The following is a 15,331-nucleotide window of genomic DNA, read 5'->3' as shown; positions in this document are numbered from 1 at the left end:
ATTAGAAAAAGCAATGAAACAATCCGAAAAATAATTAGAAAAATAACAAAAAATAGTGCCTAAAGTCACAGGATAGAAAACATTATCGCCATAAATTTGATTAAATAATTAAACTAATAATAATTATTAACGAGTCGCTTAATGCGACTGTAAGTCAAAAAAGAAAATCTTAAAAATTTAAGAGCCATGCGAGAAATCACTTCAAAATTCGACAAGGTATTACAAGCTTCAACAGCTAATGGTAAGGTTGATCATCAACCCGATTCCAGCAAAGAGAGACAAAGAAATACGCCAGAAAAATCTATGCCTTTTTCTGACCAAATCGGGAACTACCAACGTAACAAGGGTATTCCTACACGCTCCTACAAAGACAGTAAGGTATATATTGTAGGTAGCGGTATTGCGGGTATGGCCACGGCTTACTATTTTATCCGTGATGGTCATGTTCCTGCAGAAAACATAACTTTTATTGAACAGTTACATATCGATGGAGGCTCCCTTGATGGTGCTGGTAATGCGAAAGACGGTTACATTATCCGTGGTGGTCGCGAGATGGATATGACCTATGAAAATTTATGGGACATTTTCCAAGATATTCCGGCTTTAGAAATGCCTGCTCCTTATAGTGTTTTGGATGAATATCGCCTTATCAACGATAACGATTCGAACTACTCTAAAGCACGCCTTATACACCAACAAGGTTTAATAAAAGACTTTAGCAAATTTGGTCTAGCGAAGAAAGATCAGCTGGCAATTATCAAATTATTATTAAAGAAGAAAGAAGACCTCGACGACATCACTATTGAGCAATTTTTCAATGAGTCGTGTTTAGAAAGCAATTTCTGGACTTTCTGGCGCACGATGTTTGCTTTCGAGAACTGGCACAGTTTACTGGAGTTCAAGCTATACATGCACCGTTTCCTACATGCTATTGATGGTCTAAACGATCTTTCATCCTTAGTTTTCCCGAAATACAACCAGTACGATACATTCGTTACACCGCTGGGTAAATTCTTAAAAGAAAAAGGTGTTAAAATTCAGCTTAACACCTTAGTAAAAGACCTAGACCTACAAATCAATACAGAAGGTAAAGTCGTGAAAGGCATTATCACCGAACAGGATGGTAAAGAAGTCGTTATTCCAGTAAAAGAAGATGACTATGTGATTGTTACTACAGGATCGATGACTGAAGACACCGCTTATGGTGATAATTTAACAGCGCCTGTCGTTGCGATTAATAACGAAACGAGTGGACAAAGTGCGGGATGGAAAATATGGAAAAACTTAGCGGCTAAATCTCCGATATTCGGTAAGCCAGAGAAATTCTGTGGCAACATTGAAAAATCAGCTTGGGAATCTGCTACGTTAACCTGTCGTCCTTCCGCATTAGTAGATAAGTTAAAAAATATAGTGTCAACGACCCCTATTCTGGAAAAACAGTTACTGGTGGTATAATTACCATTACGGATTCCAACTGGTTAATGAGTTTCACCTGTAACCGTCAACCGCATTTCCCTGAGCAACCGGATGATATTTTGGTGCTATGGGTATACGCTTTATTTATGGATAAAGATGGCAACTATGTTAAGAAACCAATGCCTGAATGTACCGGTAATGAGCTTCTAGCAGAGTTAGCACATCACCTCGGCATCATTGACCAATTGGACAATATCGTAGAGAACACCATTGTACGTTCATCTTTCATGCCATACATCACTTCCATGTTTATGCCTAGAGCAAAAGGTGACCGTCCACAAATCGTACCTGAAGGCTGTAAAAACTTAGGTTTAATTGGGCAGTTCGTTGAAACGAAAAACGACGTAGTCTTTACGATGGAGAGTTCGGTACGTACGGCTCGTGTAGCTGTTTACGAATTGTTGAACCTCAACAAGCAAGTACCAGATATCAACCCATTACAATACGATATCCGTCATTTACTGAAAGCAGCAAAAACGCTTAACGATGATAAAGCATTTGTCGGTGAAGGTTTGTTGCGCCGTGTGCTAAAAGGCACCTATTTCGAGCATGTGCTACCAGGCAGCGATGCGGAGCATGAAGAACAAGAGTCCTTCATCACGGAACAGGTCACTAAATTTAAAGACTGGGTAAAAGGAATACGTGGATAAATAATATAGGCTAACCAAGACCGAAGGTCGTCACTCTAGTAGAGGCGGCCTTTTTTTAAGATATAGTATCCTGTAGTTTGTTTAAAACATAAAGAAAAAGGCTGCCTCTAGAGGCAGCCTTATCAATAAACAATTTATTGCAAGATAGGCATTGGCTTAAGGCCAATATTTTAAATTTCTATTTTTTATCGAGCAGCTTCAAGTAGCTCTCGTAGCCTTTAGCTTTCATTTCATCTTTCGGAATAAAACGTAGTGAAGCACTATTTATACAGTAGCGTAATCCACCTTTATCAGCAGGACCATCATCAAATACGTGTCCTAAATGGGCGTCACCTGTTTTGCTACGCACCTCAGTACGGCGCATGCCGAATGAATTATCTGATTTTTCGTCTACTAATTCTTCTTCAATTGGCTTAGAGAAACTTGGCCATCCACAATCGGACTCAAATTTATCTGTCGATACAAAAAGCGGTTGCCCCGTAGTGACATCAACATAAATTCCTTCTCTAAATTCATTCCAGTACTCATTTGAAAAAGCTCTTTCGGTACCATTATTTTGCGTTACCTCATATTGTATAGCCGTCAACTCCTTTTTCAAGGTTGCTTTATCGGCACGCTTATATGCTGTTGTCGCCGTCGGCGGATTTGCATTGCGCGCTAGCTCAAACAAGTTAGGACCGATATGGCAATAGCCTCCTGGATTTTTATCTAGGTATTTCTGATGGTAAGTCTCCGCATCGTAAAAGTTGCGTAGAGCCTCTCCTTCTACTACAATTTTCGACGTATACTGCCCAGCTAACTCGGCCAATTTCTCTTCGACAAGCGGTTTATCGGCCTCATTGGTGAAATAAATTCCAGTTCGGTATTGTGTACCTACATCATGTGCTTGACGGTTTAATGTCGTTGGATCTATCGTTTTGAAAAACAAATCGATTAATAAACTAAGGTCTATTACTTGCGGGTCGTAGGTTACTTTCACCGTCTCCGCAAAACCAGTATTCCCTGTCGACACTTGTTCGTAGGATGGTTTTCCAGATTTCCCATTCGCATAACCAACCTCCGTTGCTGTCACACCACGTACCTGTTTAAAGAAATGCTCCGTTCCCCAGAAGCAACCGCCAGCGAAATAAATTTCCCTAGGCTTATCGTTATTATATGTTGTTTCCATCTTCGTATTATTTTTTACTTCTTGATTTTTTGTATGCGTAAAACTGCGATTTACCACGAACAGTACCAGTACTGTAAATAGGGTAAGGACGATTCCCTTTTTCATGATTTTATGATTTATTTTTTTCTAATAAACTAATTCCAAAGCCCAATAGCATAATATCTTTTAAGATAAAAAAGTCTGTTGTCGGTATGCCATCCATTTCTTTCCACATATTTGGCGTAGTAAACAAATAGCTGAGGGTCATTACAAAAATAATGCACATGCCGATGCCCGCATATTTTTTTACCTGTTGGAATTTCAAGCTTAAGAGCAGTAAAATAGCAACGATAAACTCAACTGTCCCTACAATATTGGATACCATCTGTATAGAAAAAACCTTGTACATCCAAAAGGATAAAGGGTGATTTTCAATCAATGGTTTAATACCGTTGGCTTCCGTAGGTGTAAATTTCAGAAGACCTATCCACAGTAAAATAAGGACTGTACCAAAGAGCGAAACGAGGTAACCGATATTATAATTTTTACGGGTTACAGCAGATGTGGGAGTAGCATTCATATTCTTAATTTTTAAATGAATTATTTTACTCCTTTTGTCGTGCTATGTTCGCTATCCTGACAAATAAAAGAACTATTTTTTCAACTTTTCTCTGAGCCTTTCTTTAAAAGACTGTAAATCTGCATCTTCCAACTTATCAACTTCAATATCTCTTAGATGTTTATCCAATATCGTATCTAGCTTTTTGGCTTTCGCAGCATAAGCCCTACACCACTGGCAAATACGCAGGTGGCCACGCAAACGCCACTGCTCCCAGCCTGCTAACTGCTGCGCACTCTCCTTTTCCATACTTAATGTCGCCTGCGCACAAGACATAAAAATCCAGTGTGCAGTTTTCGCGATAAGTCCATTCTTCTTAGTCATGCTTCCGAAACCAATTAAATTCTAAACACTCACGAAGTTGCATTCTACTACGCTGCAATATCTTCCAGAGGCTAGTCGTTGTAATACCTGCTTCCTGACAAACCAAATCTGCTTTTTTTGACTCCAGATAATATAGCTTTACTGGTATCAGGCATTTGGGCGGCAAAGCCGTAAGGCATTCATCCAGTTTAGCTCTAAATGCCAAGTCATCCAAAAGATTGCTTTCCGATGCTTCCCATGGTTCGAGCAAATCTGTACTTTTCCACGATCCAGAGTCGTCAAAAAAATGATCTAGCGAAATCATCCCTGTATGTCGGTATTTCTTTCGGTAAAAGTCGGCTACTTTATTTTGCAAAATACGCATGAGCCAGGTCTTAGGCTTACTATCTCCTTTAAAGGAAGGATAGGCCTCAAAGGCAGCGACAAACACATCTTGAACGATATCTTCAGCCTCTCTCCGGTCTGACAATAGGAAGATAGCACGTTGCAATAAGGCTACACTGTAGTCCTCAATCCATTGTTGTATTTCGGATGATCGTTGATCCATTTATGCTGTTTTCCTAAGACATTTTCGAGCTACCAAACTAGCGACAAACATCTTGCCTAAAATTAAAGAATAAAGCTGGTTTACTAAATGTGTATTCGTCTGCTGAATGTCTTATTTATAAAACAATAAAATACGAAGGTGTCGTAATGGTAGGAATAGCGATAGGGACTTATAGAAAGGGCAAAAAAAAGGTAGCCAATCTAGATTGGCTACCTGAAAAGTAAAACTATTTTAACGCATCAAATAGTGTACGGATTTTAGCATCCGAAGGTCTTGGTGCATTAGCATCCACAATTTTTCCTTCGGGGTCTAAGAGCACAAATCGTGGAATCTGTAAGATATTCCATGCTTGCGACACTTTCTTATTCTCCGCGCTAGAAATCCACAATTGATTGCCTTTAAGCTGTTTATCCTGAATAAAATTAAGCCACTTGGCTTTATCCTTTTCCTGATCAACAGAAATGCTCAAGAAGTGAATGTTATGCGTAGCATAATCGTGCTGAAGCAATTCTAAAGCTGGAATTTCCGCAATGCACGGTCCACACCAAGTGGCCCAAAAGTCGATGTAAACATATTTACCTTTGAAGTCCGCTAAGGTCAGCTGCTGCCCTTGCGCATTTTCGAGCGCTACTGCTGGTGCAGGCTTCCCTTCCAACATGCCCTCCAAAGTGGCATATTTGGCCTTTACAAGTTTACGTATATCGCTATACGGATTTTCCACGGTAAGCTTATTATACAAAGCTTGTTTGAAATTGCTCCCTAGCGCAAAAGCACCGTAGGCGTAGCGCGCTTTACCATAAACTTTCGTAGCCACGAAATCAAAATAATCTGATTTGGATCCTTCCTGCTTGTAGGCAAATTTCAGGTAATAATCCGCAAAATAATAGTACGCTATTCCTTTGTCGCTATACTGTTGGTCAAGCTTCACGCCTGGCAGGAAATCAAAATAACCATTTGTCGGCTTGTAATCCTCTTTACGATACGAACTGCGCATTGACGGATACAGCAACTTAGCCATAATGGCATCACCATAAATTGTCCAATTGCTGACAGCTTTCAGCTGCTTCGCTAAGCTGTGCTTCTTTGCAAAATCCGCTAAAAACTGCTGACGTTCCTGTTGGCGTTGCTCCACATAGGCGGTATACTGAGCTTCATCGAAATGCACATACGCAAAGTAGTTCTTCAGGTGCTTATCCTTGTAGCTGTTAAAGCGCCAATCCTCTTCATTAAGGTATCTACTATTTGCGCTGTTTTTACCACGAATGGTTAAGGTTGCTGGAATATTCTTCCAGTTGGCCTCCACCTGTTGGTTATCCTTAGCATTGAGGTACAAATAGATTATCGCGGCACGATTTGTCTTCACCTGCATCGTCGTGTCGCGGCCGTCTCCTTTTGCCAAGGTGATAGCCTCTTCCACCGGATAACTATCCAACAGAATAAAGGCACGCATAGGCCCTTTGCTATCAATTTGGCAGGAAAAATGCCCTTCAGCATCAATCGCTACTTCCTGCTTCTGCAAGCCTTCCAACAAAGCATAAGGCTGATAATTTATACTTACTGTTCCAGCTTTATAGCCAGAAATCTTACCCGAAACGATTGCTTGCCCATACACCGCTTTTCCTGCTGCAAGCAGCAGGAAAAGACAGCTAATGATGAGTTTTGCGTTATACATGCTTTTCATAGTTATCTTGTTAAGCTGTATTAATCGTTCTGTGTCAAATTCGGGTTTGCCAATAGTGCCGATTGTGGCAAAGGCAGGTAAATCGCCGTAGGCTTCCATCCGGCTTTTAATGCCGGTAAAATATCATCAGCTCTTGTTTTTCCGGCTGTTCCCGTCACACTAGGCCATCGACGCAAATCAAACCAACGATGCCCCCATTCGCCGAACAACTCCACGCGACGCTCTTGCTCCAACGCCTTACGTACTTCTGCTTCATTGTTAGCAAGGCTCAAAGAACCTAGGTTGGCGCGGTTACGGATAATGTTGATATCGCCTTCAGCAAGGTCAAACTTCTTTAAATTGTAGTTTGCCTCGGCACGAATCAAATATTGTTCCGCCAAACGCAACACCATAGTATACTCTTGCAATGTACCTGTAGCGGTACGCACTTTATATTTACTCGGAAACTTATGCGTTACAGTAGGCGAGGCTACAAATTTACCTACCCATTTTTCATCACGTTTATCTCCTGCTTCAAAAGCATTGTACAGGTAATTTGGTATCATGCGAAATAAAGGTGATGCTGTTGCTGTCGCCGGCACAATTAAGAATCCTTCCCAGGTATTACGACCACCACCAATGTTTACAGGTTGCAACTGCCAAATGCTTTCTACACTATTTTTCTGGAAAGTCTTTTCTAAATCATTTGCAGAAACTAATTTATAACTCTGATTTTTAATCACTTCAGAAGCTTCACTTTCTGCTTCTGCCCAACGCTTTGTATATAGGTAAGTACGTGCCAAAAGTGCTGAAGCCGCTGCTTTATTTGGACGAATACGCTCGGCGGCGGCAACATTTGTCTTCACACCACTTGGGTAACCATCAAACAGAGAAGCTTTCGCCTCTTGCAGATCTTTGATGATTGCCGCGTAAACATCCGCTTGCGGATCGCGCTGACGCACATTGTTCAGCGTGATATCGGAAGTCAACAACAAAGGCACATCGCCAAAGAAATTCACCAAATAGAAATAGTTGAAGGCACGTATAAATTTCGCTTCACCAAGGAGTTGCGCTTTCACCTGTGGAGAAAGGTTCGTTGCTTTCTCTAGACCTTCGATACACATATTAGCCTGCGATATGTATTGATAAGGCTGGCTCCACAAGGTGTTTACATAGGAATTCGATGGTAGAACAGCATTATTTTTAAACTCATCGTAGGTTGCAAAAGCTGCAGCATACACAAACTCGTCGGCCGACATTGCAGGAAGAATCATCGATAGCACGTTGGCAAACTGGTAGTTCAGCTGGTTCATACGCACGTAGATTCCAGAAACGGAAGCCGTAGCTGTTTTATCATCCGAGAAGGCTAAGGTAGAAGGTAATTCATTCTTCGGATTACCGACTTCCAAGTATTTTTCGCAAGCACTAAACCCTAAACATAGGGCTATACTTAAGACATATATTTTAAATTTCATGAGCTAACAAATTAATAAGTGAAACGAATACCCACCGTGTAAAACTTCATTGGAGGTAAACCATAGCCTTTCGTTTCTGGATCAAACCCTTTGTATTTGGTTATCGTAAACAAGTTTTGTCCTTGACCATACAGACTAATGCTTTGAGTTTTTAAAACAGACAGCAAAGAAGTGAAATCATAACTGATGGATAAATTCTTCAAACGGATATAAGATGCATCACCCCAAAAAGCATCCGAATGACGATAAAAAGTGTTGTAGGCAACATACGCAGGATCCGTAGAGACTGCCGCTGCACGCGGAATATCGGTCACATCTCCAGGATTCCGCCAGCGGTTTAACACGGATTTATCAAAGTTACTCATGATACCTAAGGCTGCATTGGACTGATAACCATAGTTCATTTGTTCACCTTCCTGTTTCACAAACTGTAACAGGAAGCTTAGGTTGAAGTTTTTATAGGTAAAGCTATTATTCAATCCGCCAAAAAATTTCGGCAAGTGTGTACCCATAATATATTGATCGGCAAGTTCTGCTTTTACTGCCCCATCGCCACTTAGGTCTGCAAATTGCGCAATTCCCGTCTGCGGGTCGACACCTGTAAATTTATAACCAAACACGATATCTATTGGATGGCCAAGGGCATAATACTGTGCATTAGGGCTTCCTTCCAAATCTGGGTAGGCCACTAACTTGTTTTTGGAAATCGTCAAGTTTAGGTTTGTCGACCACTCAAAGTCGTTATTTTTCACATTTACGGAACCCACTTCAAACTCCCAGCCTCGGTTTTGTACAACTCCAGGAAGATTTGCCAAGTAGCTGGTAAAACCTGTTTGGCTCGCTAAGCGCTGACCAATAAGTAGGTTGTCTGTTTTGTTGAAATAACTATTTACATTCACCGTCAATCGGTTAGCGAAGAAGCCTAACTCTAAGCCTGCCTCCAGCTTGCGCGTAGACTCCCAGCTGTAGTTCGGGTTGTCGACACGGGTCGGATAAAGACCCGAGCTGCCTCCATATGGATAAGAGGTGAAAGACCAAGTATCCATATAACCATAGTTACCAATTTGATCATTTCCCGTCACGCCATAACTCCCCCTTAGCTTACCAAAAGTTAAGAATGGTAAAGCCTCTTGAACACCTTTTTCTTCGGAGAACACCCATGCAGCCCCTACAGAGCCGAAATTGCCCACGCGTTTATTAGGACCAAAACGTGATGATCCATCTCGTCGAAATGCACCGTTCAAAATATACTTGTTTTCCCAGTTGTAGGTAGCACGACCGAAGAAAGCATTGTAACGGTATTTGTAATAGCGAATATCACGTGCACGCAGACTAACGGCCGCACTTGGATTATCCAGCTGTGCATCGGAAGCAAAATCTTCCGCTTGGTAGAAGCTTCCGTCATTCACCACCTGCTGCCATGTTCCTCCAGCAAGGAGGTCTAAATTACCTTTACCCAACTGATAGGTATAGGAAATCTGTGGCTCTACCGTGTAGGAATTCTGGCTACCATTGCCAAAATAAGACATGCTCCCCGAAGAGGTCTCTGGATTAAAACTCTTCGATGGAAACATCTGTGTTTGGTTTAAGGTTGTATAGTTATACCCTACATTTGCTAATAGCTTCAAGCCATTGACGGGACTATACTGCACAGAACTACTTGTCAACAAGGCTTTATTACGTGTTTCATGCTTGCGCAACAGGTAGGCCAAAGGGTTTTGCGTGTTACCATACCAGTAAAAAGAACCATCCGGATTATGTGTTGGAATATTGGGTGCAAGGTTATAATACTGCGTAATATCCGTCGCTAGCGCGTTGTTAAAATCGCCTGTAAAGTTTGCTGACCCTGTGATAGAAAACTTCCCAGAAGCATTTCTATGGTTGACGCTCAATAATCCAGCGCCTTTTTTATAACCATTACTTCCAGGTTGCACAGTTGTCTCATTACGAAAAGTACCACTCAACAAAAAGTTCGTTAGTTCAGATCCACCCGAAAAAGAAGCATTCGCCTCTGTCAGCTTAGCGGTTTCTCCAAACAGCCTCTTCTGCCAATTTTGATCTAGATTAGGATCCCATTCAAACAAATCCAGCTGGGCTGGTCCCGTTTCTACCTTAGAGTTTTTAAACGCTTCTTTACGTAGCTCTAAGTACTCGGAAGTGCTCAACATATCTACAAAATTGGTCACCTTTCCAGCTCCGGAGTATACATTAAAATTAGCCTTCGTCTCTCCCGCCTTGCCTTTCTTTGTGGTGATTAAAATCACGCCATTGGCCGCTCTTGATCCGTAAATAGCCGTAGCGTCCGCATCTTTCAGCACATCGATTCGTTCAATATCATTGGGATTAATAGCCGCTAACGGACTTTGTTTACCGTTGTCTCCATTAAACATGTTTAAGGATTCCGAGAAGTAAGGAATACCATCCACAACATACAACGGACTATTATCTTTCGATACTGAGTTCAATCCACGTAAACGCACACTAAAAGACGAACCTGGCAAACCACTGCTAGCATTGATATCCAAACCTGCCACACGACCTTGCAGTGCTTCTAAAGGATTATTTATAGGCGCCTTTTGAATATCAGCGCTTGTAACGGTAGCTGTCGACCCGGTGCTTACGCGTTTACTACTTGTACCATAAGCAATGACGGTTACCGCATCAAGGCTACCAAAATCGGGCAATAAGCTGATGTCTTTCAAACCATTTGTCGCTGCATTTACTTGGATTTCGCGACTTTGATAGCCAACATAAGAAATCACTAAAATGCCTTTTTCCTGTGCAGGAAGACTGAAAGTACCATCTCCTGCGCTGGTAAAGACCTGCGCTGTATTTTTCAAGCGAATGGTTACTCCACGTAAGGGTGTTCCCTGCTCATCAACAATACGCCCATGCCATTGGCCTTGTTTAAAGTCAGATCCGTTGTTTTGCGGTGTGTCTGTATTTACAGCATCGTTCTTTTTCTTTATTAAAACGGTTCTTCCTACTTGTTCATACACCAAGCCAGTATTTGCTAACAGGTTATTTAAGATGGTGCTTACCGCCGTTCCCGTAGAGGAAGTAGTCTGTACTTTAACGGGGTTTACATCTTTAGAAATGTAGGTAAACCGAATATTGGTTTGTTTTTCAACTTGCCGTAGGGCATCTTTCAAAGAAATCGTTCCTGTCCCCATATGGACTTTGATTTCCTTCAGGTTTTGTCCTGTGGAAGGGCCGGCCCAGAGGGAAGCGGCACTTGTAAATAGTATGGCTGATAAGGAAATTTTCATTAATACGCTCCCTTTGCACTTGTTTCGAATGAAATGCATAATTTTGTTACTGATTTAGTATGACGTAATCTGTTTATTGAATCTATGAGCCGTCTCGAGGACCAGTCGAGATGGCTTTTTTATTTTATCTTTTCGTATACAACTGTTTTACATAGGCTTTAGGCGATTAATAAATGGTGTAGTTATTTTGTTCTTTCTTTATATGGGCATCAATTAAACGACTTAAAACATCCATCACATGGGCAGGATCCTCCTCCCGTAATACCGATAGGGTGATGACCTTATCGGCCATAATGGAATCCTTAAATAGGATGCGTATGTTAAAATTTCGCTCCAAGTCGGCAGCAATACTTTTGAGGCTTTCATCCTCATATTCTAGGTAGCCATCTTTCCAACTTCCAGCGACTTTCGTCTCCAGTTCTTTTTCTTTCAAGAATCCCAATTCGGATGGTTTATTTGGCGAAACTTCGAACTCTTGATTTTTTAGTAAAGTTGCCAATAACTTCTCGCCACGGCTTACGCTCACCTTTCCTGATTTGACTGATACCGTAATATTTGCGAAACCCGGATAAGCTTTAATATTAAACTTGGTACCAAGCACCTTTGTCTGCACATCGGCTGTATGAATAATAAAGGGCCAATCTTTGGCTTTCTCCACCTCAAAATAAGCCTCCCCAATTAAGGTTACTTCGCGTGGATTTCCTTTTTCAAATGCTGTCGGATATTCCAGACGGCTTGAAGCATTTAGCCACACTTTTGTGCCGTCGGCCAAAGTCAGGAGTTTATTTTCGTCGTGTGCCGATTTACGTACTACCTGCTCCACTTTTGGTAAGGTTATATCCTCTACATGCTTATTCCAGGCAAACCAAGTTCCCCAGACCAAGGCTAAACAAGCCACTAAACTACCTACCATCACGAGCTTTGTGCTCCGCCTTTTTTGTGGCATCGGTTTCACTACCGATGCTGGCGGCATGCGAGCGGCATCGCGCAGCACGCCATCATCATCCACATAGGTCAAAGAAGGAACCTCCCGCTTCAACGCTTCATATTTCTCTGAAATAAATCGTTCAATCTCCGAATCGTGGTTTGCCGAGTTGAACAAGTCAAACAGTTCTTCCAGCTCTTCCGGTGTAGATTTATTATTGAAATATTGTGTTAACAAATAGTTTATTTTTTCTTTCATCTCCCGTATATATAATAATGACGTAGCCGAAGGCGATGTGTCCTACTCCATAAAAAAATATTTTTTCAATTCCCTTAACAATTGTTTAACAGTCAACTATTTCATAACTTAGATTTCAGAATGAGTAGTCATCGCCACCTAAACCCACAAGATCAACCTGCTAACGACCCCGAACAAGAGGGCCTTCGTTTTCTATTTCATGATCTTTTCATCTCCTACGAAACAGACCTCTTTAAACTCGCCCTCGGCTTCACAAAAAGCACCGATATGGCGAAAGACATTGTCCATGATGTATTTTTAAAATTATGGGAAATACGTCATCAGCTTCATGAGATTAAGTCTATCGAGTCATTCCTATTTACGATGACGCGTAATAAAATTATGGACTACCTACGGAAGGTATCGTCCGACGCACGCATGCGACAACAAATTTGGCAAGCGATGCAAGGCGAACCAAGTACAACAAGCAACAAGCTCGAAGAAAAAGAATTTACTGCCGTTCTTAAAGAAGCTATTAATCAGCTGCCTCCACAGCGCAAAGCGATTTACCTATTACGGGACGAAGGTTTGGAGTATACGGAGATTGCGGCGAAGCTAAACATTTCTAAACATACCGTAAAAAATCAAATTAGCGCCGCCTTAAAATCTATTCGACAAGCGATGAATAGTTTTAAAATATTATAGAAAAAAAGTAGAAATTGGCTTGATGAAAGTTACTTTTAAAACCTGTATAAACCTGAGTGTTTTCCTACTCTCTTGCAGTTGGATGTCGAAACCGCAACCAACACTTGATGAAGCATCTTGGCTATTGGGCACCTGGAAAAATAAAACATCGCGTGGCATTATCTACGAAAACTGGCGCAAAATATCTACACAGGAATATGTTGGAAAAAGTTATAAGCTCAACGGGCAGGATACGGTTTTATTAGAAACGGTACGTTTGATACAAGAAGGTGATAATCTATTTTACATACCGACGGTTAGTAATCAGAATGGTGGATTGCCAATACACTTCCATTTACAAGAGCAATCTGCTTCCAAGCTCCTTTTTAGCAATCCTGAGCATGATTTTCCTCAGTATATTAGCTACACGCATATCGAAAAAGACTCTCTTATTGCTGAAATATACGGTAGCATAAACGGAAAAGAGCAGAAGCACAGTTTCCCTATGTCTCGTATACAGTAGCACGTTCCGCATCCGCTAAGCGCAAAAAAAACGACGAAACCTAAGCTTCGCCGTTCCCAACTTATCTATCTAAAATTCCCATATGGGTTATCTTGCATATCCGTCGTTTTGCGGATAATCAGGACCTAAAAGGTTCAGTTGTGCTCTCGGTATTACCCAGTTCACCATGTAAGGACGTATAATTCTACGTGCATCATTGCGGTATGGATATGGGTCTGTCGGCGTGTTAGCATGTCCCGTATTTTGGTTGGTATCCGAGCTCTCATCTCCAGAACGACCATAGCCAGCATGCTCTTTCACAAAATCATACAACTTTTCAGTACGTTTCAGCATAAACCATCTTTTACCTTCAAAAGCCAACTCACGCGCTTGCTCATCCAAGATATCTTGAAAAGTTAAGCTTGTTAAGGCAGTAGCACTGGCACGCTTACGGATAGCATTCACCTGTCCGAGTGCTGTTTTTGAATTCACGGGGTCGGCTGCCGTACCTATATTTCCAAGGTTTAAATTTGCCTCAGCCGCAAAAAGTAAAGTTTCCGCAAGGCGGAACATCATACGGTTCATGGTATGGGCATCACTAATTGGAATCCCTGTCGTTGGGAAAAACTTCTTACAACCTGTGGTCAATCGCACAAAGAATAGATGGCGGTCATTGCCTGTAGCAGCAAACTCTTTCCACTGCGGATGGTCAATTCTACTTCCTAACGTTTGACCAACAGGCAACGTAGCGGGATCATTGTAGTAATAATCTTTAATGTAGTAGGTTCCTTTGATCCGGGTATCATTTGGATCTTTCAATAATAGATCGCGTAGGTAATTGTTAACCGTCAACCATCCGAAGCCACGTCCACCTTGCTCAATCGAATATTTAGAGCCTGGAATTAACTCGGCATAGTTCGGCATTAAGTTGAAGTTCAGCTTATTTGGATTGCCATCAATAGACTCTTTGTATTGCAATGTCCATAACGATTCTCTATGATTTAAATCGCCAGCAAACACTTGCCCAGTCGTTGGCACCAAGCTATAGGTACCACTCTGGTTAATCACCTCTTCGGCTTGTAATTTAGCCTCTTGCCAATTTTTCTGCCATAAAGCAACTTCCGCTTTTAAGTGGCGAGCTGTAGCTTGGTTGACACGGCCGACCTGGTAGCTTGCCCACGGCAGATTGGCAATAGCGAAAGCTAAATCTTCATTCACCAACTTATAGATATCAGCCTCTGGCGTCTTCGTATTGATTGTTCTAAAAGCCGTTTCAAAGCTCGTTGGCTCCGTCGTTACGTAGATATTGTTAAATGTACGAAACAAGGTAAATACCGCATTTGCGCGGAAGAATTTAGCTTCTGCAAGCACGATTTTACGCTTATTCTCATCCATACTGGCTAGCTTCTCCCCTGCTGCAACTAAAGCATTAGCGCGATCAACAATTTTATAGTAGCTATTCCACCAGTAGGAATGTACAGAGCTACTTTCGGCATGAATACCTTGACGTAGCAAGCCGTAGTTGGAAATTTCACCACCACGAGGTACAGTCAAATCATCTTTTGCATCAATAATTAAACTATTGGATCCATTATTATCATTGTTATCAAAAAATGCACGTTGCAAGTTGTACAAACCAACAACGCCAGCCTCGAGTCCTTCAGGTGTATTATACACAAAGTCGGCAGAAAACTGCGTCGTCGGATTTTCCGTTAAAAAGTCTTTACAAGAGTTTAAGGATAGCGTAGCCATTAATGCTAAAAGGCATACTGTTTTTCCCTTTTTATATAGATGTGTCATATCTTCAATTATTATA

The 15,331-nt window shown here is 41.4% G+C and carries 11 protein-coding genes and 1 pseudogene; 3 read left to right on the top strand and 9 right to left on the bottom strand.

Annotated features, from left to right (window positions below):
• The first annotated feature begins 186 nt into the window (after positions 1 to 186).
• Positions 187 to 2,126: pseudogene (locus tag WH223_RS14745) on the top strand (oleate hydratase).
• Between the two features lie 178 nt (positions 2,127 to 2,304).
• Here WH223_RS14745 and msrB read toward each other — a convergent pair.
• The 8 genes from msrB to WH223_RS14700 form a co-directional block, all read right to left on the bottom strand.
• Positions 2,305 to 3,399: a peptide-methionine (R)-S-oxide reductase MsrB gene (msrB, locus tag WH223_RS14735; RefSeq protein ID WP_340048515.1), complete on the bottom strand. Its 1,095-nt coding sequence runs from the start codon at positions 3,397 to 3,399 to the stop codon at positions 2,305 to 2,307.
• A 4-nt stretch (positions 3,400 to 3,403) separates the two neighbouring features.
• On the bottom strand, positions 3,404 to 3,853 hold the full coding sequence (locus tag WH223_RS14730; RefSeq protein WP_340048514.1) for a DUF417 family protein: 450 nt from the start codon (positions 3,851 to 3,853) through the stop codon (positions 3,404 to 3,406).
• Between the two features lie 72 nt (positions 3,854 to 3,925).
• The gene (locus WH223_RS14725; protein WP_340048513.1) at positions 3,926 to 4,216 is read right to left on the bottom strand and encodes a hypothetical protein; all 291 of its coding nucleotides are present in this window, start codon (positions 4,214 to 4,216) and stop codon (positions 3,926 to 3,928) included.
• A complete protein-coding gene (locus WH223_RS14720; RefSeq protein WP_340048512.1) occupies positions 4,209 to 4,763 on the bottom strand; it encodes a sigma-70 family RNA polymerase sigma factor in 555 nt (184 codons plus the stop codon). Before WH223_RS14720 ends, WH223_RS14725 begins: the two co-directional genes overlap by 8 nt.
• A gap of 226 nt (positions 4,764 to 4,989) precedes the next feature.
• Entirely contained in the window at positions 4,990 to 6,444 is a 1,455-nt protein-coding gene (locus WH223_RS14715) for a TlpA family protein disulfide reductase (RefSeq protein ID WP_340048511.1), read from the bottom strand.
• 20 nt (positions 6,445 to 6,464) lie between these two features.
• Positions 6,465 to 7,898, bottom strand: coding sequence for a RagB/SusD family nutrient uptake outer membrane protein (locus WH223_RS14710; RefSeq protein WP_340048510.1), 1,434 nt, complete (start codon positions 7,896 to 7,898; stop codon positions 6,465 to 6,467).
• 11 nt (positions 7,899 to 7,909) lie between these two features.
• Positions 7,910 to 11,167, bottom strand: coding sequence for a SusC/RagA family TonB-linked outer membrane protein (locus WH223_RS14705; RefSeq protein ID WP_340048509.1), 3,258 nt, complete (start codon positions 11,165 to 11,167; stop codon positions 7,910 to 7,912).
• A 166-nt stretch (positions 11,168 to 11,333) separates the two neighbouring features.
• Positions 11,334 to 12,350: a FecR family protein gene (locus WH223_RS14700; protein WP_340048508.1), complete on the bottom strand. Its 1,017-nt coding sequence runs from the start codon at positions 12,348 to 12,350 to the stop codon at positions 11,334 to 11,336.
• 120 nt (positions 12,351 to 12,470) lie between these two features.
• Between WH223_RS14700 and WH223_RS14695 the strand changes: the two genes are divergently transcribed.
• Complete coding sequence (locus tag WH223_RS14695) at positions 12,471 to 13,034, top strand: RNA polymerase sigma-70 factor (protein ID WP_340048507.1); 564 nt, start codon at positions 12,471 to 12,473, stop codon at positions 13,032 to 13,034.
• Positions 13,035 to 13,056: 22 nt separating this feature from the next.
• Entirely contained in the window at positions 13,057 to 13,536 is a 480-nt protein-coding gene (locus tag WH223_RS14690) for a DUF6265 family protein (RefSeq protein ID WP_340048506.1), read from the top strand.
• An 87-nt stretch (positions 13,537 to 13,623) separates the two neighbouring features.
• Here the strand turns inward: WH223_RS14690 and WH223_RS14685 are convergent, their stop codons facing one another.
• Complete coding sequence (locus WH223_RS14685; RefSeq protein WP_340048505.1) at positions 13,624 to 15,315, bottom strand: RagB/SusD family nutrient uptake outer membrane protein; 1,692 nt, start codon at positions 15,313 to 15,315, stop codon at positions 13,624 to 13,626.
• Positions 15,316 to 15,331 lie beyond the last annotated feature (16 nt).

The organism is Sphingobacterium sp. MYb382, assembly GCF_037572665.1.
Lineage (GTDB): Bacteria > Bacteroidota > Bacteroidia > Sphingobacteriales > Sphingobacteriaceae > Sphingobacterium.
The sequence above is the reverse complement of the archived record's forward strand: the minus strand, read 5'-3'. Positions and strand labels throughout refer to the sequence as shown.